At 73.1% G+C, this 20,942-nt stretch carries 19 protein-coding genes and 1 tRNA gene; 6 read left to right on the top strand and 14 right to left on the bottom strand.

Annotation, left to right across the window (positions count from 1 at the left end; genetic code table 11):
• Positions 1-27: 27 nt before the first annotated feature.
• From efeB to KBY32_RS15205, 6 genes are all read right to left on the bottom strand, one after another.
• Positions 28-1,350, bottom strand: a complete 1,323-nt coding sequence (gene efeB / locus KBY32_RS15230) for an iron uptake transporter deferrochelatase/peroxidase subunit (RefSeq protein WP_210980430.1) — start codon at positions 1,348-1,350, stop codon at positions 28-30.
• Between the two features lie 8 nt (positions 1,351-1,358).
• The gene (locus tag KBY32_RS15225) at positions 1,359-3,317 is read right to left on the bottom strand and encodes a copper resistance CopC/CopD family protein (protein ID WP_210980429.1); all 1,959 of its coding nucleotides are present in this window, start codon (positions 3,315-3,317) and stop codon (positions 1,359-1,361) included.
• A gap of 13 nt (positions 3,318-3,330) precedes the next feature.
• Positions 3,331-3,780, bottom strand: coding sequence for a copper chaperone PCu(A)C (locus tag KBY32_RS15220; protein WP_210980428.1), 450 nt, complete (start codon positions 3,778-3,780; stop codon positions 3,331-3,333).
• On the bottom strand, positions 3,777-4,433 hold the full coding sequence (locus KBY32_RS15215; RefSeq protein ID WP_055620992.1) for an SCO family protein: 657 nt from the start codon (positions 4,431-4,433) through the stop codon (positions 3,777-3,779). Before KBY32_RS15215 ends, KBY32_RS15220 begins: the two co-directional genes overlap by 4 nt.
• 90 nt (positions 4,434-4,523) lie before the next feature.
• Entirely contained in the window at positions 4,524-5,258 is a 735-nt protein-coding gene (locus tag KBY32_RS15210) for a YcnI family protein (protein WP_055620991.1), read from the bottom strand.
• A gap of 212 nt (positions 5,259-5,470) precedes the next feature.
• A complete protein-coding gene (locus KBY32_RS15205; RefSeq protein WP_210980427.1) occupies positions 5,471-6,301 on the bottom strand; it encodes a hypothetical protein in 831 nt (276 codons plus the stop codon).
• Between the two features lie 222 nt (positions 6,302-6,523).
• On the opposite strand from KBY32_RS15205, the gene KBY32_RS15200 reads away from it, so the two are divergent.
• Positions 6,524-6,973, top strand: a complete 450-nt coding sequence (locus tag KBY32_RS15200) for an ATP-binding protein (RefSeq protein ID WP_108707729.1) — start codon at positions 6,524-6,526, stop codon at positions 6,971-6,973.
• Between the two features lie 139 nt (positions 6,974-7,112).
• Here KBY32_RS15200 and KBY32_RS15195 read toward each other — a convergent pair whose 3' ends face one another.
• The 4 genes from KBY32_RS15195 to KBY32_RS15180 form a co-directional block, all read right to left on the bottom strand.
• Complete coding sequence (locus tag KBY32_RS15195; protein WP_210980426.1) at positions 7,113-8,345, bottom strand: MFS transporter; 1,233 nt, start codon at positions 8,343-8,345, stop codon at positions 7,113-7,115.
• 54 nt (positions 8,346-8,399) lie between these two features.
• Positions 8,400-9,746: a PLP-dependent aminotransferase family protein gene (locus KBY32_RS15190; RefSeq protein WP_210980425.1), complete on the bottom strand. Its 1,347-nt coding sequence runs from the start codon at positions 9,744-9,746 to the stop codon at positions 8,400-8,402.
• 80 nt (positions 9,747-9,826) lie between these two features.
• Positions 9,827-11,287: an aminopeptidase P family protein gene (locus KBY32_RS15185; RefSeq protein WP_055620986.1), complete on the bottom strand. Its 1,461-nt coding sequence runs from the start codon at positions 11,285-11,287 to the stop codon at positions 9,827-9,829.
• A gap of 140 nt (positions 11,288-11,427) precedes the next feature.
• On the bottom strand, positions 11,428-12,939 hold the full coding sequence (locus KBY32_RS15180) for a PP2C family protein-serine/threonine phosphatase (RefSeq protein ID WP_210980424.1): 1,512 nt from the start codon (positions 12,937-12,939) through the stop codon (positions 11,428-11,430).
• 502 nt (positions 12,940-13,441) lie between these two features.
• On the opposite strand from KBY32_RS15180, the gene KBY32_RS15175 reads away from it, so the two are divergent.
• Both KBY32_RS15175 and KBY32_RS15170 read left to right on the top strand, forming a co-directional pair.
• Entirely contained in the window at positions 13,442-14,101 is a 660-nt protein-coding gene (locus KBY32_RS15175) for a bifunctional DNA primase/polymerase (protein WP_108707723.1), read from the top strand.
• A gap of 55 nt (positions 14,102-14,156) precedes the next feature.
• Positions 14,157-14,813 carry a hypothetical protein gene (locus KBY32_RS15170; RefSeq protein WP_247689493.1) on the top strand — a complete coding sequence of 219 codons (657 nt, stop codon included), beginning with the start codon at positions 14,157-14,159 and terminating at the stop codon, positions 14,811-14,813.
• Between the two features lie 243 nt (positions 14,814-15,056).
• Here the strand turns inward: KBY32_RS15170 and KBY32_RS15165 are convergent, their stop codons facing one another.
• The 3 genes from KBY32_RS15165 to KBY32_RS15155 all read right to left on the bottom strand — a co-directional run bounded on the left by KBY32_RS15165 (position 15,057) and on the right by KBY32_RS15155 (position 17,846).
• The gene (locus KBY32_RS15165) at positions 15,057-16,022 is read right to left on the bottom strand and encodes a DUF5926 family protein (RefSeq protein ID WP_055620983.1); all 966 of its coding nucleotides are present in this window, start codon (positions 16,020-16,022) and stop codon (positions 15,057-15,059) included.
• A 205-nt stretch (positions 16,023-16,227) separates the two neighbouring features.
• Positions 16,228-16,866, bottom strand: a complete 639-nt coding sequence (locus tag KBY32_RS15160; RefSeq protein ID WP_055620982.1) for an ATP-binding protein — start codon at positions 16,864-16,866, stop codon at positions 16,228-16,230.
• 152 nt (positions 16,867-17,018) lie between these two features.
• Entirely contained in the window at positions 17,019-17,846 is an 828-nt protein-coding gene (locus KBY32_RS15155) for a glycerophosphodiester phosphodiesterase (RefSeq protein ID WP_210980423.1), read from the bottom strand.
• A gap of 270 nt (positions 17,847-18,116) precedes the next feature.
• Between KBY32_RS15155 and KBY32_RS15150 the strand changes: the two genes are divergently transcribed.
• The 3 genes from KBY32_RS15150 (at position 18,117) to KBY32_RS15140 (ending at position 20,409) form a co-directional block, all read left to right on the top strand.
• Positions 18,117-19,559 carry a S1C family serine protease gene (locus KBY32_RS15150; protein ID WP_210980422.1) on the top strand — a complete coding sequence of 481 codons (1,443 nt, stop codon included), beginning with the start codon at positions 18,117-18,119 and terminating at the stop codon, positions 19,557-19,559.
• 81 nt (positions 19,560-19,640) lie between these two features.
• Positions 19,641-19,727: transfer RNA gene (locus KBY32_RS15145), tRNA-Ser, on the top strand.
• A 73-nt stretch (positions 19,728-19,800) separates the two neighbouring features.
• Entirely contained in the window at positions 19,801-20,409 is a 609-nt protein-coding gene (locus KBY32_RS15140) for a YdeI family protein (RefSeq protein WP_210980572.1), read from the top strand.
• Between the two features lie 181 nt (positions 20,410-20,590).
• On the opposite strand, the gene KBY32_RS15135 is transcribed toward KBY32_RS15140, so the two are convergent.
• Positions 20,591-20,938, bottom strand: a complete 348-nt coding sequence (locus KBY32_RS15135; protein ID WP_210980421.1) for a MerR family transcriptional regulator — start codon at positions 20,936-20,938, stop codon at positions 20,591-20,593.
• Positions 20,939-20,942 lie beyond the last annotated feature (4 nt).

Here is a 20,942-nt window from a genome sequence, read left to right as displayed (position 1 = left end):
GCCCCGACCGGTGCGTGCGGCCCGAGCTCAGCCCTCCAGCAGCCGCTGCCCCACGTACTCCCCCTCGGCCGCCCCGCCCGGCACCGCGAACAGCCCGCTCGCCTCGTGCCGGATGTACCGCGACAGCGCGTCGCCCCGGTCGAGCTTGCGCTGGAGGGGGACGAAGCCGCGCAGCGGGTCGGCCTGCCAGCAGATGAAGAGCAGCCCGGCGTCCGGCACCCCATCCGGGCCGATGCCGTCGTGGTACGAGAACGGCCGCCGCAGGATCGCCGCCCCGCCGTTCTGGTCGGGCCGGGTGATCCGCGCGTGCGCGTCGAGCGGGACGACCAGGTTCCCCGCCCGGTCCGTCTTCTCCAGGTCCATCTCGGTCGTCTCGGTGCCACCGGTCAGTGGCGCCCCGTCGGCCTTGCGACGCCCGATGACCTGCTCCTGCGCCGTGACCGAGAGCTGCTCCCAGTCGTCGAGGAGCATCCGGATCCGGCGTACGACGGCGTAGGAGCCGTTCGCCATCCACGCCGGGTCCTGCGCGCCGGACTCCGGCACGAAGATCCGCCGGTCGAAGTCGGCGTCCGTCGGCTTCGGGTTCCGGGTGCCGTCCACCTGGCCCATCAGATTGCGTGCCGTCATGGGTTGGGCGGTGGCGCCGGGGGACCGGTTGAAGCCGTTCATCTGCCAGCGCACCTTGGCCGCCCGGCCCACGTCCTTCTGGATCGCCCGCAGCGCGTGGAACGCGACCAGCGCGTCGTCGGCGCCGATCTGCACCCACAGATCGCCGTTGCTGCGCGCCTTGTCCAGCCGGTCGGAGGAGAACTCCGGCAGCGGGTCCAGGGCGACCGGCCGCTGCTTCTCCAGGCCGGTCCGGGCGAAGAAGCTGTACCCGAAGCCAAAGGTGATTGTCAGGGAGGACGGTCCGGCGTCCAGCGCGACCCCGGTGTCCTCCTGCTGGGCGGCCTCGCCCGCCATCAGCCGCCGGGCCGTCTCCGACCAGCGGCGCAGCAGCGCCGCCGCCTCCTTGCGCCCGGCCCCCGCCGCCAGGTCGAAGGCGACGACGTGGCCGCGCGCCTGGAGGCGCTGCACGATGCCGGGCTGATGTTTCCCGTGAAACATCACCTCGCCGGCGCCCAGCGAACTGAGCGGCGTCGCCTCGGCCGGCCGGGCCGCGTATCCGGCCGCCCCACCGGCCGCACCCAGCGCCAGACCGGTCGCACCGGCGGTCCCGAGCAGTCGGCGCCGCGAGATCCCGCCCGCGACCGGGCCACCGGCAGAGTCCGCGCCGGAAGCGGCGGGAGCGGCGGCGTCGGCGGCATCGGCGGCCCGCGGACGGGCCTGGGGGATGGACTGGTCGGTCATGGTGCGGTTCAGCCGATCTGCGCGTTCTTGGAGACGGTCGCCTGGTCGATGTCGGAGGTGCGCACGGTCACGGCGATCTTCCAGTCACCGGCCATGGGAATCTGCACCCCGCTCGCCGACCAGTGTCCGGTGGAGATGTGGTCGGGGACGACGGGCAGCGGCCCGATGTCCTGCGCCTCCAGGGTGAACGCGACCTTCACCTCGGGGATGTCGAAGGCACGTCCGTTGGGCCGCAGGACGTAGACGTGCATCTCGTTGGCGCCCGAGCGCGCCGGGTCGAGATCGATCCGCACGACGCCCTTGCCGTCCTCGCCCCCGGTGTCGAAGGACATGTCCAGGGTCAGCGCCCCGGCGGCGTTCGCCTCGGTGGTCGCGGACGAGGAGGCCGCGGCGGCCTGCTCCTCCGTACGGCCCGGCTCGGTCGACGTCAGCATGGTCGTGACGGCGAGCAGGACGACGGCGACACCGGCCTCGGCGAGCACCGAGCGGCGCAGCCCGAAGCGGTTGGGGTCGGCGTCCCGCTCCCGCTTGCGCCGGGCGGTGTCCACGGCGGCCCGCTGCCGGGCGAGCTGCGCGGCCCGCTCGGAGCCGGCGCCCGCGCCGACGTCGGCGGCACCGGATTCCGTCGTCGCGGCGGAGGTGACGGCGCCGCTGGTGACGCGCTCCTTCTCGACGTCAGCGTCCGCGTCCGCCTCGTTCTCACCCTCCTCGGCCGCCTCCGCCGAGACAGCAGCGCCCGACTCCGCCAGCCGTGCCGTCCACCGCCGCGAGATCCACGCGATGCCGACCAGCAGCACCACGAGCCCGATCTTGACGAGCAGCAGCTGCCCGTACCGGGTGCCGGTGAACGCCGACCACGAACCGAGCTGCCGCCACGACTGGTAGATCCCGGTCACGACGAGCGCCAGCACGCTGCCGAACGCCAGCCGCGAGAACCGTCGTATGGCCGCGCCGTCGACGGGCGTCTCCACGGGTGCCCGGTACAGGGCCACCAGCAGCGCGGTCAGCCCGCCCAGCCAGCCCGCGACCGCCAGCAGGTGCAGGACGTCGACCGGCATGGCCAGCCCGGCCTGGAGCCCGGTCGAGGCGTGCTCGGACATCGCCCAGCTCGCCGCGAGCCCCGCCGCGACGACACTCCCGCCGATCGCCAGCCCGAAGGTGAGGTCCCGCTTCTCCTCGTCGTCCCGTTTGTCGTACGCCCCGAACAGCACCGCGATGAACAGCGCGGCGGCGGCGAGCAGCAGCAGCCGGGAGACCAGGGCCGCGCCCGTCTTGGTCTGGAGGACCTGCCCGAGGAGGTCCAGGTCGAAGATGTCGCCGACCTTCCCGCTGCCGGTGTAGGAGCCCCGTACGAGCAGCAGCCCGAGGGTCGCCGCCGTCAGCGCGAGCCAGCCGGACACGACGAGCCGCTGCATCGACCGCACGGCCGTCCCGCCCCGCCAGCAGCCGAGCACGAACGCGGCGCCGCCGACCAGGACGATGAACCCGGCGTAGGACACATACCGGCCGAAGCCGTAGAGCACGCCGACGACCCCGCCGCCCGCGGCCTGGTCGTCGACGGAGACGGACGTCTTGGAGGGCGCGCCGATGGAGAAGGTGTAGGCCCCGGCGACGGGATGGCTGTCCTCGGACACCACCTGGTAGGTGACGGTGTACGTGCCGTCGGGGAGTCCGCTGTGCAGCTTCACGGAGTAGGTGGTCCCGCCGGTGCCGACGGGGTCGCCGCGGTCGACGCGCTTGCCCTTGGGGTCGAGGACCCGCAGGGAGTCGTCGGCGAGGGCGACCTTCTCGGAGAAGGTCAGCGAGACCTGCTGCGGGGCCTTGTCCACCACCGCCCCCTGCCGGGGGTCGCTGCCGGTGAGCGCGGCGTGCGCGGAGACCGGTCCGGCGCCGGCGAGCAGCAGACCGGTGGCGGCCAGGAGCAGCAGCACCAGCGTCCGGACCCGGGGGGCGATGGTTGACGTCAAGGCGATCTCTCCCTCAGTGCCCGGTCTTCGGGTTGTACGTCGCGGACTTCACCGGAATCTCGACCGTGACGGTGCCCGACTCCGCGAAGTGGAGCTTCACGGTCACCTTCTCGCCCTGCAACGGCTTCCGCTTCAGCTTTTCGAACATCAGATGGTTGGCGCCGCTGCGGAACACGAGGCTTCCGTGGGCGGGGACCGTCAGATCCTCCGCCTTCCGCATCGCCGAGCCGACCGTCTCATGGGCGGTCACCTCGCCGACGTCACTGGTCACGGAGGTCAGCTCGTCCTCCGTACCGCCCTTGTTGGTGACCGTCAGAAAGCCGGCCGCCATGGAGTCGGACACCGGCTGCGGGATGTAGGCGCCGCTGACGGACAGATCGGCGGGGGAGTCCTCCTCGGACCCGCAGCCCGCGAGGAGCAGGGCCCCGGCCAGGATGGCGACGGACGCGGCGCGACGGCTCACGGCCGGGCCCCCTTGATGAGCGCCGGGAGGTCCTTGGTGTAGTCGTCGACGGAGGCGTCCTCGGTGTAGAGGACGTACCCGGCGTCGGTCTTCGGGGAGAACGCGACGACCTGGGTGCCGTGCGTGGAGACGACCTTGCCGTTCTTGTCCTTGTGCGGCGCCTCGATGGTGATGCCGAGGGTGCGGGCGCCGGCCTGGACGGTGTCGAAGTCCCCGGTGAGGCCCACGACCTGGGGATCGATGCCCTTGAGCCACTTGCCGAGCGCGGCGGCGGTGTCGCGCTCCGGGTCGGTCGTGACGAAGACGATCCGCAGCTCGTCCTGCTGGGCCTCGGGCAGCTGCTTCTTGGCCACGGCGATGTTGCTCATCGTGGTCGGGCAGACATCGGGGCAGTTGGTGTAGCCGAAGTAGACCAGCGTCGGCTTGCCGGCCGTCTCCTTGCGCAGGTCGTACTTCTCGCCGTGGGTGTCGGTGAGGACCAGGTCCGGCTTCTCGAACGGCTTGTCGAGGACGATGGCGGCCTTGTCGGAGCCGGTCTCCTCGGAGACCACGGTCACCGGTGAGGCGCCGTCGTCCTCGCCGCCGCCGCAGGCGGTCAGGGTCAGGGTGGCGGCGGCGAGCAGGGCAGCCGCCGCGAAGGTCTTCTTACGCATGTGCAGTCTCCCGGGGGACGCCCCCGGGACCCGGCCGGCGTGTGTGCCGGCCGGGAACCCGGGGACGACCCGAGGTTGGGTCGGGATGGGTCAGGCGGTGGTGCGCCGGCGGCCGGCGAGCACGCCGTAGGCCACGCCCAGCGCGCCGACGACGATGCCGACCACGCCCAGGACGCGGGCGGTGGTGTCGCTGCTGTCGGCGGGCTCGGCGGCGGACGTCTTCGCGGAGGCGGCCTCGGCGTCGCCGGAGCCCTTGTCGGCGGAGGCCGAGCCGTGGTGGCCGCCCTCCTCGGCGGCGGACAGCTGGAGCACCGGCGCCGGGTTCTCGGGCTCCTCCTGGCCCTCCTGCGGCACCTCGATCCAGCGGACGACCTCCTTGTTGGAGTACGTCTGGACCGCCTTGAAGACGAGCTGGTCGGTGTCCTCGGGGAGGGTGCCGACGGACAGCGGGAACTTCTGGAAGAAGCCCGGCTCGACGCCCTTGCCGTCCGCGGTCCAGGTGACCTTGCTGACGGCCTCGGTGATCTTCCGGCCGTGCAGCTCCAGCGGCTTCTTGAGGGTGGACTTGGTGACCTCGGCCTTCCAGCCGGGCACCGGCTGCGGCATCACGGACGCGAGGGGGTGATCGGTCGGGAAGGTGACCTCGAGCTTGGTGGTCGAGGCGTTGTCGCGCTCGTTGGGCACCTTGAAGTCGACGACCGCGTAACCGCCCTTGGCGGCCTCGCCCTCCGGCTGCACGCTGACATGGGCGAACGCGGGCGCGGACAGGGCGAGCACGGCGGTGCCGGCGAGGGTGCCGGCGGCGGCGAGACGAGAGGCCTTCATTCGGAGCACTCCACTGTGGGTGAGTTACGGGATTTCCGGTGGTGAAGAGGAGTACGCGTGCGCGAAGGTGCCTGATCACACGGGATCGGCGGGAAACCGGTCACCGGGGACAGGCGTGCCGGACCGCCCCGTGACGGGGACGGGCGCACGCGCGCGTGCCGCACGACGGCGGCCCCTTCACACCCCGTAGGTGGAGTGGTGGTCGCGTCGTGTCAGGCGGCGAGGCGGAACGCGTCGGCGGCAGGCGGGCCGCGCCTGATCACGGAGTGCTGGAGTACGACGGTGCGCGGGGCGGGCACGGCCCGTCCCCCGGCGCGCGGCGGACGCGGACCGGCCTCGGGGACACCCGGCAGCCCGGCCCGCAGGGCGCGCACCAGCGCGAGGGCCCCGCGCAGGGACCGTACGAGTGCGCCCTCGGCGACGGTGTGCGCCGACAGCGCGGACATCTCGGCGATCCGCAGCAGTGCCAGATCACCGCGCCGCAGCAGCCACCCTCCGGCGAGGGCCGCGAGGAGGTGGGCGAGCAGCATCGGCAGGGACGGCAGCAGCGACACGTTCGTCGCGTCCGCCGCCGGGGCCATGGCGTCCAGGTGCGCGGCGTGCGCCCCCGAACCCGGGCCGATCCTGGCCTCGGTGAGGATCCGTTCGGCCTGGGTGGGACTGATCGCCGCGGCGGCGGTTCCGCAGACGAGCCGCGCGGCCTGCTGCACGAGCGCCGTGTCGGACGCCGGCCCGGAGCCGGCGGCCGCCGAGGCCGTCCCGGCCCCGTGCTGTCCGAGCCCGAACAGCGTGTGCAGGACCGTCTGTCCGCCGGCGAGCAGCGCGGCCGTGCCGGGCAGCGAGCGCACCCGGCCGGTGAGCGGCACCGTGACGAGGACGACCCCGACGAACCCCGCACCCAGCGTCCACAGCGGCACCGTGGCGCACGAGCCGAGCGCGTGCCCGGTCCCGGCCAGCACGACGCAGACCGCGGCGAACACCGCGGCCCGCAGTACCCGGAGGTCGCTTCCGGCGCGCGCTGTGCGCGGGTGGGGGGCAGACATGGCGGCCTCATCATCCCACTGGCCCCGTGCCCTCCATACGGCAGGTCCACAAGATGACGAACCACCGGAAGGTCACGTTCTGGTGTGGCCCGCCACTACATACACCGATTCATGCATAGGCGCATCGACCATATGGGCGGCGTCACGTCACGGATGTGCTTACGGGCGGTCACACGCGGCAATACGTAACGGTATGTCGAGCCGCGGCCAGGAGGCTGGAGCATGAGCATCTGGTGGTCACTCCATCTGCGGCGCGATGCCGCGAGCGTGCCGCTCGCCCGGCGCCTGCTCATGGGCACCATGGAGACCGCGGGCGTCGACCCCGACGTCTCCTACGACCTCTCCGTCGCCCTCAGCGAGGCCTGCGCCAACGCCGTCGAGCACGGCGGCACCGCAGCCCCCGACGGCTCCCCCCAGGCGTACCGCGTCACGGCGTACCTCGACGGCGAGCGCTGCCACATCGAGGTCGCCGACTCGGGCCCCGGCTTCACCCCACCGCGCCGCACCACGCGCCAGGTCGCCTCGGACGCCGAGCACGGCCGCGGCCTGTGCCTCATCGAAGAGCTCGCGGACCACGTCCAGTTCGGCAGCCCCCAGGGCCGCAGCGGCGCGGTGGTCAGCTTCGAGAAGATCCTCAAGTGGCGGAACGACGCACCGCTGGTGGCGGTGTAGCGCCGGCGGTGCGTGCTCGAAGCCGACCGGACGGCGAACGGCTGGGCGACGGGACGGTCCGTGACAGCCGCGCGGCACTGGGCAGCGGCGCCGCCGCCCCGCTGCGGGGCACGGCCTGACGTGGTGGCGATCGGTTCGCCTAGCACCCCGCCCCCACCCGCTCCCCCGCCCTCCCCATCTCCCGCCGCCCCAGAGCGTGCCGCGCCGCCGGCCCGATCGCGTACGACGCCGCCAGCATCACCGCGCCGAGCGTCAGCCAGCCCGGTGTGCCCCAGTCCACGAGCAGCGACGTCAGCAGGAGGGGGCCGAGGGTGCGGGCGACGGTGACGCCGGTGCCGAACAGGCCCTGGTACTCGCCGGTGCGGTCCCGCGGGGCCAGGTCGAAGGACAGCTGCCAGGACCCGGCCGACTGCCCCATCTCCGCGGCCACCTGCAGCACCGCGCCCAGCACCAGCACCCCCGCCGCCGCCCACGGCGGGGCTCCCGCGCTCAGGGCGAACGCCGCGCACGCCGCGAGCATCACCCAGGACGCCCGGCGGATCGCGCGCGTCGCCGTGGCCGGTCCCGTGACCCCGCGCGCGACCCGCACCTGGAACGCCATGACCGCACCGGTGTTGAGCACGAACAGCGCGGAGACCATCCACGCCGGGGCGTCGGTCCGGCGCGTGATCCACAGCGGCAGGACGAGGCTGAGCAGCGGAAGCCGCAGCAGCAGCACGGTGTTGAGCAGCGCGAGCACCGCGTACGGCCGGTCCCGCAGCACCCCGAGACCGGCGGGCCGCCGCCCGGACCCGGCCCGTACGGCCGGCAGGCGCGACAGCAGCCCGGCGCACAGCAGGAAGCTCAGCCCGTCCAGCGTGAACACCGCCAGGTACGCCGTCCGCGTCCCGGCGTGCAGCGCGAGCCCGCCGAGCCCGGCACCCACCGCCAGACCGGCGTTGAGCGTCGACTGCAGATGCGCCAGCAGCCCCGTGCGTTCCCCGGCGGACACCAGCCCCGCGAGCAGCGCCTGCCGGGCCGCCGCGAGCCCGGACTGCGCGGCGGCGTACCCGCACGCGACCAGGACGAACGGCACGAACCCGCGCACCACCGTGAAGGACGCCACCGCGAGACCGGTCGCGAGGGCCAGCAGCACCGCCGTCCCACGCGGACCGCGCCGGTCGGCGAGCCGCCCGAGCGGCACCCCGGCCAGCGAGCCGACCGCCCAGCCGACGGTCAGCCCGAGGCCGACGCGGGCGGGGCCGAGCCCGACGATCTGGGTGAAGTACAGCGCTGACGTCGTGTAGTAGGCGCCGTCGCCGACCGAGTTGCTCAACTGCGCCAGGGCCAGGGTGCGTCGGGGACCGGCGGGCGGGAGAAGTCGGGAGGTCATGGGACGACCGTAGAGAGCCGGTGGGCCTGTTCCGAGGCCCAATCCGGGGGCCTTTCAGTGGCCCAATCCAGCCTCGTCCAGGGCCCGCGCCAGCACCTCCAGCGCCTCGCGGCAGGCCCCTTCCCGGGGTGTGCCGTATCCGACGACCAGCCCCTGCGGCCTGTCCCCGCCCGGCGTGTGCCAGTGGTCCGCCAGCCGTCCCACCGCGAGGCCGTACGCCTCCGCCCGCGCCAGCACCCGCTCCTCGTCGTCGACCTCCACGAGCGCGTGCAGCCCGGCCGCGATCCCCCGCACCCGGTGCGCCCCCAGCCGGTCCAGGAGCAGGTCCCGGCGCCGCCGGTAGCGCAGCCGGCAGGACCGGACGTGCCGGTCGTAGGCGTGGCTGTCGATCAGCTCGGCGAGCGCCAGCTGGCCGAGGACCTCGGTGTGGTGGTCGCTGTGCAGCTTGGCGTCGGCCACCGCGTCCACGAGGTGCGGCGGCAGCACCATCCAGCCGAGCCGCAGTGCCGGCCCGAGCGTCTTCGAGGCGGTGCCCAGATACGCCACCTGCCCCGGCGCCATGCCCTGGAGCGCGCCGACCGGCTGCCGGTCGTAGCGGAACTCCCCGTCGTAGTCGTCCTCCACGATCAGCCCGCCCCGCGCACGGGCCCACTCGGTGAGCGCGCGCCGCCGCTCCGGGTGGAGGGTCACCCCGGTCGGGTACTGGTGCGCGGGCGTCACGACCACGGCCGCACAGTCACCGGGAGGGAGGCACGCCCCCCGCCCGTCGACCTCCAGCGGCACGACGGCACCCCCGTGACGCCGTACGACGTCCCGGTGGAAGGGCAGCCCGGGGTCCTCCATGGCGACCGGGCCGCCGTCGAGCACCCGGGTGAGCAGCGCCAGCCCCTGGACGTACCCGGAGGTGATCACGATGTGCTCCGGGGGAGCGGCCACACCCCGGGCCCGGCCCAGATAGCCCGACAGCGCGGTCCGCAGTTCGATCCGCCCGCGCGGATCGCCGTAGTCGTAGGCCGGGGAGGGCGCCCGCGCGATCGCCGCGCGCAGCGCCCGCAGCCAGGCCGCCGCCGGGAACGCCCCGACGTCCGGGCTGCCGGGCCGCAGATCGAACCGCGGCGCCCGCTCGGGCTCGCCGGTGCCGGGCGGGCCCGCCTCGACGGGCGGCAGCGCGGCGACCCGGGTGCCCGAGCCCTGGCGGGCGGTCAGATACCCCTCGGCGACGAGCTGGTCGTAGGCGGCCTTCACGGTGTTCCGCGAGACGCCGAGCTCCTCGGCGAGCTGCCGGGTCGCGGGCAGCCGTTCCCCGGGCGCGAGCCGCCCGTCCCGTACGGCGTCCCGCAGGGCGCGCTCCAGCCCCGCCCGGCGTCCACCACCCGCGGCGACCGCGAGATGCAGATCCACCCCCACCCCCCAGCAGAAGCGACGACGGCCGGGCGCCCCGCAGGGCACCCGGCCGTCCTCCGTCCGTTAGCCGCCGAACCTCAGCCCTTCAGCGCGGCCATCCAGCTCTCGACCTCGTCCGAGCGGCGCGGCAGCCCGGCGCTCAGGTTCCGGTTGCCGTCGGCGGTGACGAGGATGTCGTCCTCGATCCGCACGCCGATCCCGCGGTACTCCTCCGGCACGGTCAGGTCGTCGGCCTGGAAGTACAGGCCCGGCTCGACGGTCAGCACCATGCCCGGCTCCAGCGTGCCGTCGACGTACGACTCCACGCGCGCGGCGGCGCAGTCGTGCACGTCCATGCCGAGCATGTGGCCGGTGCCGTGCAGCGTCCACCGGCGCTGCAGCCCGAGCTCCAGCACCCGCTCGACCGGGCCCTCGACGAGGCCCCACTCGACGAGGCGCTCGGTGAGCACCCGCTGCGCGGCGTCGTGGAAGTCGCGGTACTTCGCGCCCGGCTTCACGGCCGCGATCCCGGCCTCCTGGGCGTCGTACACGGCGTCGTAGATCTTCTTCTGGATCTCCGTGTACCGGCCGTCGATCGGCAGCGTCCGGGTGACGTCGGCGGTGTAGTACGTGTGCGTCTCGACGCCCGCGTCCAGCAGCAGCAGGTCGCCGGAGCGGACCGGCCCGTCGTTGCGCACCCAGTGCAGCGTGCAGGCGTGCGACCCGGCGGCGCAGATGGAGCCGTAGCCGACGTCGTTGCCCTCGACGCGCGCGCGGAGGAAGAACGTGCCCTCGATGTAGCGCTCGGACGTCGCCTCGGCCTTGTCGAGGACCTTCACGACGTCCTCGAAGCCGCGCACGGTCGAGTCGACGGCCTTCTGCAGCTCGCCGATCTCGAAGTCGTCCTTGACCAGCCGCGCCTCGGAGAGGAAGACCCGCAGCTCCTCGTCCCGCTCGGCGGTGACCTTGTCGGTCAGCGCGGCCTCGATCCCGGCGTCGTACCCGCGCACGACCCGCACCGGCCCGGTCGCCTCGCGCAGCTTGTCGGCCAGCTCGCGCACGTCGGACGCGGGGATGCCGTACAGCTTCTGCGCCTCGGTGAGGGAGTGCCGGCGGCCGACCCACAGCTCGCCCTGGCCGGAGAGCCAGAACTCGCCGTTCTCACGGTCGGAGCGCGGCAGCAGGTAGATCGTGGCCTCGTGGCCGCCGGAGACGGGCTCCAGGACGAGCACGCCGTCCTCGGTCTGGTTGCCGGTGAGGTACGCGTACTCGACGGAGGCCCGGAAGGGGTACTCGGTGTCGTTGGAGCGCGTCTTCAGGTTGCCCGCCGGGATCACCAGGCGCTCGCCCGGGAAGCGCGCGGACAGCGCGGCACGGCGGGCGGCGGTCTCGGCGGCCTGCGGGATCGGCCGCAGGTCGTGCAGCTCGGTGTCGGCCCAGCCGGACTTCATGTTCTCGGCGAGCTCGTCGGACACGCCCGGGTACAGGCCGTTCTTGCGCTGCTTGATCGGCTCTTCGGTCTCTTCCGGGGTCTCCGGGAGCTCGTCGGCCACGGTCATCCTCCTCGATACGGCATTCGACCCCGTCCATCGTACGGTCGCGCCGGGCCGCTCCGGGGGGCGCGGATCGAGCCGTCCGCCGCTGCTATGGCGCAGGCCACGCGGCTGTTATGGGGCGGTCACCGAGGGCCCACCGGCCGCTACGCGAAGCGAGCGGCCAGCAGGACGACGTCCTCGTCGCTGTCGTATCGGTCCAGCCCGTCCGGCAGCACGGCCCGCAGCACATGGTCGACGACCGCCTCCGGGTCCTGCCGCAGGGCCCGGGGCACCCCGGCGGCCGCCGCGTGCAGCCGCGCGAAGGCCCGGTCGGTGGGATCGCCGGTACGGTGCAGCAGGCCGTCGGTGTAGAGCAGCACCGTCTCCCCGGCCTCCGCGGTCAGCTCGACGCTTGGCGCCTCCCAGCAGGCCAGCATCCCGAGCGGCGCGGACACGGACGTCTCCACGAACTCCGTGCGCCGCTCCCCGATCAGCAACGGCGGGCTGTGGCCGGCGCCGGCCAGCGTGATCTTGCGCAGGGCGGGCTCGCAGTAGGCGAACAGGGCGGTCGCGGACCGGGCGGGCTCGGTGAGCCGCAGCAGCAGCTCCAGGTCCGACAGGACCGCCACCGGGTCCTCGCCCTCCATCACGGCGTACGCCCGCAGGCTGGCCCGGAGCCGGCCCATCGCGGCGACGGCGCTCGGCCCGGACCCGGTCACCGAGCCGACCGCGAGGCCCAGCGCGGCGTCCGGCAGCGGCAGCGCGTCGTACCAGTCGCCGCCGCCGCGCGGCCCGGTGAAGTGCCGGACCGCGAGCTGGACGCCGCCCATCCGCGGCAGCCGCGCGGGCAGCAGCTCGTCGGTCATCGTCCGCATGGCCGTGCGGGTGCGCTCGACCTCGACGAGCCGGGCCAGGTGCTCGGTCGCGTACCGGGTGTACAGACCGATCAGATGGCGCTGCCGCTCGGCCGGTTCGGCGGGCTCGTCGTACAGCCAGACGGCGGCGCCGAGGCGCCCGGCGTCCTCGGTGGACAGCGCCAGGGCGTAGCTGGCGGCGTAGCCGAGGCGCGCGGCGACCTCGCGGTGGCGCGGGTCGAGCCCGTCCTCACCGAGCAGGTCGGGCTCGGTGATCTCGCCGTCACCGCCGGGCAGCCCGTCGAGGATCCGTCCGTACGACATGGCGCTGCGCGGCACGGTCTCGATGTGCCCGAGGTCGGCGCGGGCGAGGCCGAGGCCGATCGTGGTGTCGGGGCCCTGTCCGTCGCCCGGTTCCAGGACGACGAGACCGCGCCGGGCGCCCACGAGGGCGGCTCCGGCGCGCAGCAGTTCCTGAAGGGCTTCGTCGAGCGTGTCCGTGCGGACCAGGCGCTCGGTGAGTTCGTGCAGGGTCGTCAGGTCCGACACCCAGCCGGCGAGACGGTCCTGGAGGACCGCGCCGGGTGCGTGCGGTGAGGCGACCGCTGGGGCGTCCGGGGTTGCGGGCGTGGGCGCGACAGTGTGTGCGGGTGAGGGAACCGTTGAATCGATTCCGGCCACTTTCGAAGGGTGAGGGGCGTTCATGGCGTCCGGCTTTCCGACCGGTGCGTACTGCTCAAAAGCATCGCAAACCCCCATGTCATTCTGCGCCGCCAGCAGTGTCTCCACATGTACACGCACTCGTGAGGGGATGTCCAGCATTGTCCTGCGGGGATTCCTGGTGTCCGTGGGAAGCGGGGGCATTCCGCGTACACCTCTTGCGTCAAGGCAAAGTTGGCTTAAAACTGCCTCAGGGAACGGGGTATTGCGGTCGACTGGTTTCGCTCCACGGAGCGTCACAGCGGTCGTTATGGGTACGTACTCGGTGAAGACCAGGGGTGGTTGACGACCACCCGGAACCTGGTGACGGAGCCGAGCGTCCTAGCCACCGACGATCGTGCCCCATCCTCCCGTGGCGGAGGCGAAGAGAAACACGCGCGACGCAAAACGCCAGACTTCGCCACCCCACGCCATGCCCATGCTTCTGGTAGACGCAGTATGGACGAGGCCGCCACGGACGCAGTCCCCGTTCGGCCCATAGGGGTGCCCCTTGCTCGCGGCAGGGGTGTGATGCGCCAACAGGTACGCACAGTGAAGTGATCGACACATGTTGTGATGTGGTCCTCGGTGTTGCCAGCGGTGCAACGGAAAGGAACGAGCGCTCATGCGCGAGATCCTCGGAAAGCGACGCAGGCTCCTGCGCGGTGACGGGAAGCCCGAGCTGATCGGCGCGGCCCTGACCTTCGCGACGCAATGGCGATGGCCCGTGCTGCCGGGCGTGACGACACCCCCGCAGGGGCGGGCCCGCTGCGGCTGTCCCGACCCGGAGTGCACGGTCCCCGGCGCCCACCCCTTCGACCCCGGCCTCCTCGCGGCCACCACCGACGAGCGCATGGTGCGCTGGTGGTGGGCGAACCGGCCGACGGCGCCGATCATCCTCGCCACGGGCGGCACGGCACCCTGCGCGGTCAGCCTGCCCGCCCTGCCGGCCGCCCACGCGCTGTCCGCCCTCGACCGGGCGGGCATGCGTCTCGGCCCGGTCGTCGCCTCGCCGGCCCGCTGGTCGATCCTGGTGAAGCCGTACTCGATGGAACAGCTCGGCGAACTGCTGTACGCCAAGGACTTCGTCCCCGGCTCGCTGCGCTTCCACGGCGAGGGCGGCTATCTCGCCCTGCCCCCCTCCGAGACGGGACAGGGGCCGATCACCTGGCAGCGCGCCCCGCTGCCCGGCTCCGCCTCCCCGTGGGTGCCCGACGTCGAGGCCGTCGTCGACGCGGTGGTCTGGGCCCTCACTCGTACGGGTGTGAGCGCGCCCGAGTTGTAGGGCTGTCCGGCGCGCGCGGACCGCGCAGGGGCACCGGATCGTTAGATTCCGCCTTATGCCGCGTCATTCCAGGGGAAAAAGGGCACCGTCGTCACATCGCCGCGGGCCCCGCCAGCGAAGAGTCCGTCTGATCGCCCTCGCGTCCGTCGCGGCGGCCGCGATCGCCCTGCCACTGGCCTGGGCGGCCGCCGGGCAGGTCGTCGAGGCCCGGTCCGCGGCCGACGCCCCCGCGAAGGACGCGCCGGGGCGCTCCTCGCGCGATGGCGGCGCCCACATGTCCCCCCGTGCCGACGCCAAGGCGCCCACGGTCGCGCCGTCCGGCCCGGCCGCCCTGCTCGGGCTCGGCCTCGCCACGGCCGTGCGCTGCGGTCCCGAACTCACCTCGCCCGAGGGGGTCGAGGCGCAGACCTGTGTCCTCACCCAGGGCGAGGAGACCTGGGCGCGCACCTACTACCGCAACGCGACCGGCGGCGCCCTGGAGTCCGTGCTGAGTCTGATGGGGCCCGAGGGGCGCACGATCCGGATGCGCTGCGCGGTGGGCGCCGGGGACGAGCCGGGGACCTGTGAGACGCCCCGGCAGCGCACCCGCGCGGGCTCCGAGGTCTACACGGCGGTCACCGAGTTCGCGGAACGGGCCGGGCACGGGGCGCTGTTGCTGCGTTCCGCCAGCAACTCCGCGCCCGGGTCGGCGGGATCGGCCACGCGCCGTTGACATCCGGCGGCGTTCCGTAAAGGGCCGCGCACATGGAAAGACCCGGTTGCTGGCGACGGGGGATGCACCAGCAACCGGGCTACTGGAACGGTAACAAGAAGTCGGCGGTTCGCAAATTCGATCCGGGCTTTCCAGTCACGGATTCCCTTGCTCCGCACGGGAGTTGTGATCGGATTCACCTTCCGCGGGCGGGCGCGTCCGGCTGAACCGCCGTTCAGCCGGAGCCGTCCCGCCCCCGTCGCGTCAGCTGAGGGTGACCTGCCGGTTGGTGAGCCCGCCGCGCGCCCGGCGCTCGTCCGGCGTCAGCGGGGCGTCCGTGGCCAGAGCCGCGGCGAGCCGCTCGGCGAACTCGGCCGCCGGCTTCTCCACGTCCTCCGCGCCGACCCCGCTCGGCAGGTCCCACACGGGCACGGTCAGGCCGTGCGCCCGGAAGGACCCTACGAGACGCGTGCCCTCGCCCAGGCCGGACGTGCCCGCCGCGTGCAGCCGCGCGAGAGCGTCCAGAAGCTGCTCCTCGGGGTGCGGCATGACCCAGCGCAGGTGGTTCTTCTCCGGGGTCTCGCACCAGTACGCGGAGTCCACGCCGGTCAGCTTGACCGTCGGGATGGCCGCGGCGTTGGCGCGCTCCAGGGAGGCGGTCACCTCGGCGGTGGCGTTCTCCGCGTCGGGCACCCAGAACTCGAAGCCCGAGTGCACAACTGGCTCGAACGTGCCTTCGGGGTCGAGCAGGTCCTGCAGCCGCGGGCCGTCGGCGGGGGCGCGGCGGCCCTGGACCGGGGTGCCCGGCTGGGCGGCGAGGGCCTGCTGGAGGGTGTCGGCGAGGTCGCGGCTGATGTCACCGGACGCCGTGTCGTTCTGCAGGCCGAGGAGGACCGAGCCGTCGTCGCGGCGCAGCGCCGGCCAGGCCATCGGGAGCACGGTGGCCAGGGTGACGGAGGGGACGCCCTCGGGGAGGCCGCCCTTCAGGGTCAGCTCGGCGGTGGCGGCGGGCACCAGCTCGCGCAGGGCGACCCAGTCGCACTCGCCCGGCAGCCCTTCGAACGGGCGCTGCACCAGCTCGGTCACCGCCTGCGCGGCGGCCCGGCCGTGACAGGCCTTGTAGCGCCGGCCGCTTCCGCAGGGGCAGGGCTCGCGTGCGCCGACGACCGGGATCTCTCCGTCGGCGATCTGCGGGCGCTTGGCCTTGGTCTGGGGTCGCTTCTTGGCCATCGTGGGTGTCTCCCGGTTACGGCTCGTCTGGTACGGGCGCGAGCCTAGCCGTTTCCGCCAGGGGCGACGGGAGCCTGTGGACAAGGCGTGTGCGTGTGCCGGGAGCGGCGCCGGTCCCGGCCGCGGTTTGTCCAGGTCGCGGTTTGTCCAGGCCGCGGTCGGTCCCGGCCGGGGTCAGTCCAGTCGTGGTCAGTCCGGGCCGGGGTCAGTCCAGGTCGTCGAAGGCGTCCGTGAAGTCCAGACCGGGGATGGCGCTCACTGCCGGGGCCGTGACGCGCGTAGCGAAGTCGTCGCGCCGGTGCCCCGGGCGCGCGGCGCGTACGTCGTCGTGGACGACCACCCAGACCGTCACCTCGCCGTGGACGTCGTCGCGGACGCCCCAGTCGTCGGACAGGGCGCTGATGATGTTGAGCCCGCGGCCGCCGTGCGCGGTGACCGAGGGCGTCGCCGGAGCGGGGCGGGTGGGACCGCCGCCGTCCGTCACCTCCACGGTGAGTCTGCCGCCGCCGTCCACCCGCCAGGCCGCGCGGACGTCGCCGTCCCCCGCGAGGGAGTCGCCGAGCGGCCGGCCGTGCTTGCACGCGTTGCTCAAGAGCTCGGACAAGATCAGTACGGCGTCGTCGATGACCGATTCGGGGACACCGCCGCTGCGCAGCTGCGCCCGCATCCGGTGTCTCGCCTTCCCCACGCCCGCAGGACCATGGGGTACGGCCATGCTCGACGACGTGGGCACCTCCTGTGCCACCACCAACGCCACCCCCGAGACCTCCTTCGCCCCACGCCACGGAGTGGATGCCCTCCTGGCCTGTACCGGAAACCGGCCAAACAAGGTCCGGTGACGCATTCGCAACGACCGAACACGCAGCGAACGCGCCGGAGCACTCCCTGTCACCGGGATGGCTGGAATCCGTCGGTGTGGCTGAGAGTGGAGGATGGGGCCGCCGGGACCGCAGGGTCAAGAGGTCGTACGGAGATTGTGTGAAGGACGCCGGGCGGTCAGCGTCCGAGCTGGTCCAGCACCGCGCGCGGGCGGTTGGTGATGATGCCGTCGACGCCCAGCTCGACGCAGAGGTCCACGTCCTGGGGCTCGTTCACGGTCCACACGTGCACCTGGTGCCCGGCCGCCTTCAGGCGCCGTACGTACGCCGGGTGGCTGCGCACGATCCGGATCGACGGGCCGGCGATGTGCACGCCCGCGGGCAGCCGGCCGTCACGCAGCCTGGGCGAGACGAACTGCATGAGATAGACCGTGGGCAGCGTCGGCGACGCGGCGCGCACCCGGTGCAGCGAGCGTGCCGAGAAGCTCATGATGCGTACCGGCGACTCGGCCGGGTCGGCGGGCGCGTCCAGCCCGAACCGTTTCAGCAGATGCAGCAGCCGCTCCTCCACCTGGCCGGCCCAGCGGGTGGGGTGCTTGGTCTCGATGGCGAGCTCGACCCGGCGCCCCGCGTCGGCGACGAGCTCCAGGAGCCGTGCCAGGGTGAGGACGGAGGTGTCCTCCGGGTCCTCGGGGCGGACCTCCCAGTCCGGCTCCTCCGTGCGGTTCTTCCAGTGGTCGCGGTTCCTGCGGGAGCCGAAGTCCAGGGCGGCCAGCTCCGCGAGCTCCAGGGCGGAGACCGCGCCGCGGCCGTTGGAGGTGCGGTTGACGCGGCGGTCGTGGACGCACACGAGATGGCCGTCGGCGGTGAGGCGGACGTCGCACTCGAGGGCGTCGGCGCCGTCCTCGATCGCCTTCCGGTACGCGGCCAGGGTGTGTTCCGGGGCGTCCTCGGAGGCTCCGCGGTGGGCGACGACCTGGATCTGATGCTGCCGTGCGTGGGTCACCGCGTCATGGTGCCACCGCGCGGGGGTACACGTGCGACCGCGGTGGTCGCCCGAAGGCTGGGATTGCGCCCGCTTAGTGAGAAATGACCTATATAAAGGGTGGCCGTGGATCCACAGGCACCGCTTATGGTGCTCTGACGGCCGTTGGGAAAAGCTGACCGCATACAAATAGACCTGCACAGCAGAGCGCACCGACCGCCGAGGATCAAGCGTGAACGGGCGTGACCGAGTGCGACCGAAGACACCTGCCGTGGATCGAGGAGAGAAGCTGTGAGCACCGAGAACGAGGGCGCCGCGGTACCCCCGGCCCCGTCCGCACCCCCCGTACCGGTGGACGCTCCCGCTGCTCCGGCCTCCCAGGAGCAGCGCGCCTCCGAGAGCGGCACCGCGCCGCTCCCGCCGGTGCCGGGCACGAGCCCGTACGCCGCCGACGGCTTCCATGCGCCCGGCTCGCCCGCCGCCCCCTCTGGGTCGGCCCCGGACGCCTCCTGGCCGCCCCCGCCGCCCGCGGGCGGGTCCCCGTACGGCGACGCGGCCGGCGGCGGCATGGGCGCCGGCGGCTGGGGCAGCAGCTACCAGCAGCCCGCGCCCAGCCCGGGCCGCGGGCGCGGCGGCATGCTCGCCGCGGTCCTCATCGCGGCGCTGGTCGCGGGCGGACTGGGCGGCGGCCTCGGCTACACCCTCGCCAAGAACGACGACAACACCTCCTCCACGACCGTCTCCGCGCCCGACAGCGGCGGCTCGGTCAAGCGCGACCCGGGCACGGTCGCGGGCGTGGCCGCCAAGGCGCTGCCCAGCACCGTGACGATCCAGGCGGAGAGCAGCAGCGGCGAGGGCGGCACCGGCACCGGGTTCGTCTTCGACACCGAGGGCCACATCGTCACCAACAACCACGTGGTGGCCGACGCGGTCGACGGCGGCAAGCTCACGGCGACCTTTCCGAGCGGCAAGAAGTACGACGCCGAGGTCGTCGGGCACGCCCAGGGCTACGACGTCGCGGTGATCAAGCTCAAGAGCGCCCCGTCCGACCTCAAGCCGCTCACGCTGGGCGACTCGGACAAGGTGGCCGTCGGCGACTCCACCATCGCCATCGGCGCGCCCTTCGGTCTGTCCGACACGGTCACCACCGGCATCATCAGCGCCAAGAACCGCCCGGTGGCCTCCAGCGACGGCACCGGCAGCAACGCCTCCTACATGAGCGCCCTGCAGACCGACGCGTCGATCAACCCGGGCAACTCCGGCGGCCCGCTGCTGGACGCGCAGGGCAACGTCATCGGCATCAACTCCGCGATCCAGTCCACCGCCAACGGCATGGGCGGCACCGCCCAGTCCGGCTCCATCGGCCTCGGCTTCGCCATCCCGATCAACCAGGCCAAGTACGTCGCCCAGCAGCTGATCAAGACCGGCAAGCCCGTCTACGCCAAGATCGGCGCCTCCGTCTCCCTGGAGGACACCAGCGACGGCGCCAAGATCACCGACCAGGGCGCCGGCGGCTCGGACGCGGTCGAGCCGGGCGGCCCCGCGGCCAAGGCGGGCCTCAAGCCCGGGGACGTCATCACCAAGCTCGACGACACGGTGATCGACTCCGGCCCCACCCTGATCGGCGAGATCTGGACCCACCAGCCCGGCGACAAGGTGACGATCACCTACGAACGCGACGGCCGCACCCGCACGGTGGACCTGACCCTGGGCGCCCGCACGGGCGACAGCTGATCCCCGGCCCGGGCCCCACGCACCCCGCGCACCGCACCGGGCCGGTACGCTGTACCCGCTCCGCCCCGCCGGGCGGAGCGGGGTGGGTTGCCCGAGCGGCCTAAGGGAACGGTCTTGAAAACCGTCGTGGCGGCGACGTCACCGTGGGTTCAAATCCCACACCCACCGCATGTGAACGGCCCCCGACCGGCATACCGGTCGGGGGCCGTCGCGTATGTCTTCGCGTGTGCCCGAACCCTTCATGGCGGTGGGGCGGTTGTGGTTCGCTACGGGGGTGGCTCGGGACTTGGAGACTGTCGCGTTCGAATCCGCCGAGGCGTTCCAGGCGTGGCTCGGTGAGAATCACGCCGTCTCGCCCGGTATCTGGCTCAAGCTGCGCAAGAAAGCGCCCGGAGTCGTCGCGTTGGACTACGCCCAGGCGCTCGACGTGGCCCTCTGCTACGGCTGGATCGATGGGCAGAAGGCCGCGCTGGACGACGAGTGGTGGCTGCAGCGGTTCGGGCCGCGCACGGCGCGCAGCAGGTGGTCCAAGATCAATCGGGACAAGGTCGCCGCCCTGATCGAACAGGGACGGATGCGGCCGCCGGGGCAGGCGGAGATCGACCGGGCCAAGGCGGACGGGCGGTGGGACGCGGCCTACGACAGTCCGCGGACCGCCACCGTGCCCGACGACCTCGCCGCGGCCCTGGCCTCCGAGCCGGCCGCGGCGGAGTTCTTCGAGACCCTGAATCGCACGAACCGCTTCGCCATCATCTATCGCGTCCAGGACGCCAAGCGGCCCGAGACCCGGGCCCGCCGCATCGAGAAGTACGTGACGATGCTGGCGAAGGGCGAGAAGCCGCACCCGTAGGCCCGGGAAGAGGTCCGCTTCAGTCCCCCTGGCACTCCGAGCAGGTGAAGAGACTCGAGCGCGTCCGCCAGCGTGTTCCCGAGGTCGTACGAGCCGCGCAGGAGTGTCGCGCGGGACGCGTGCCAGTCACGTGCCGGCCGCATCGAGTGCAGTTCCACTTCGATACCCATCTGGCTACGGCTCAGCTGTAGTAGGCGATCTTGTCGTCCAGGACGGTGATCGCCCGGCGCAGGGACTCCACGCGTTGTTCCAGGGCGGCGCGGCGGTCGCGGAGGAAGGCGACGCGGTGGTGCGGGGGGTGGTCGGCGCGGAGCATCGCGACGAACTCGCGCAGGTCCGCGATGCCGAGGCCCGCGTCGCGGAAGCAGGTGACCAGGCCGATCCAGAACAGGTCGTCTTCGGTGTACTCCCGGTGCCCGCCGGCCGAGCGCCGGATCGGGCCGATCAGTCCCTCGCGCTCGTAGTAGCGCAGGGTGTCGAGGGAGACGCCGGTGCGTTCGGCGGCCGTTGCCGGGCTGACTGTGGTCATCAGG

Source organism: Streptomyces sp. RK62, assembly GCF_018070255.1.
In the GTDB taxonomy this organism is placed as follows: Bacteria; Actinomycetota; Actinomycetes; order Streptomycetales; family Streptomycetaceae; genus Streptomyces; species Streptomyces nigra.
This window is presented reverse-complemented; position numbering and strand designations above follow the sequence as displayed.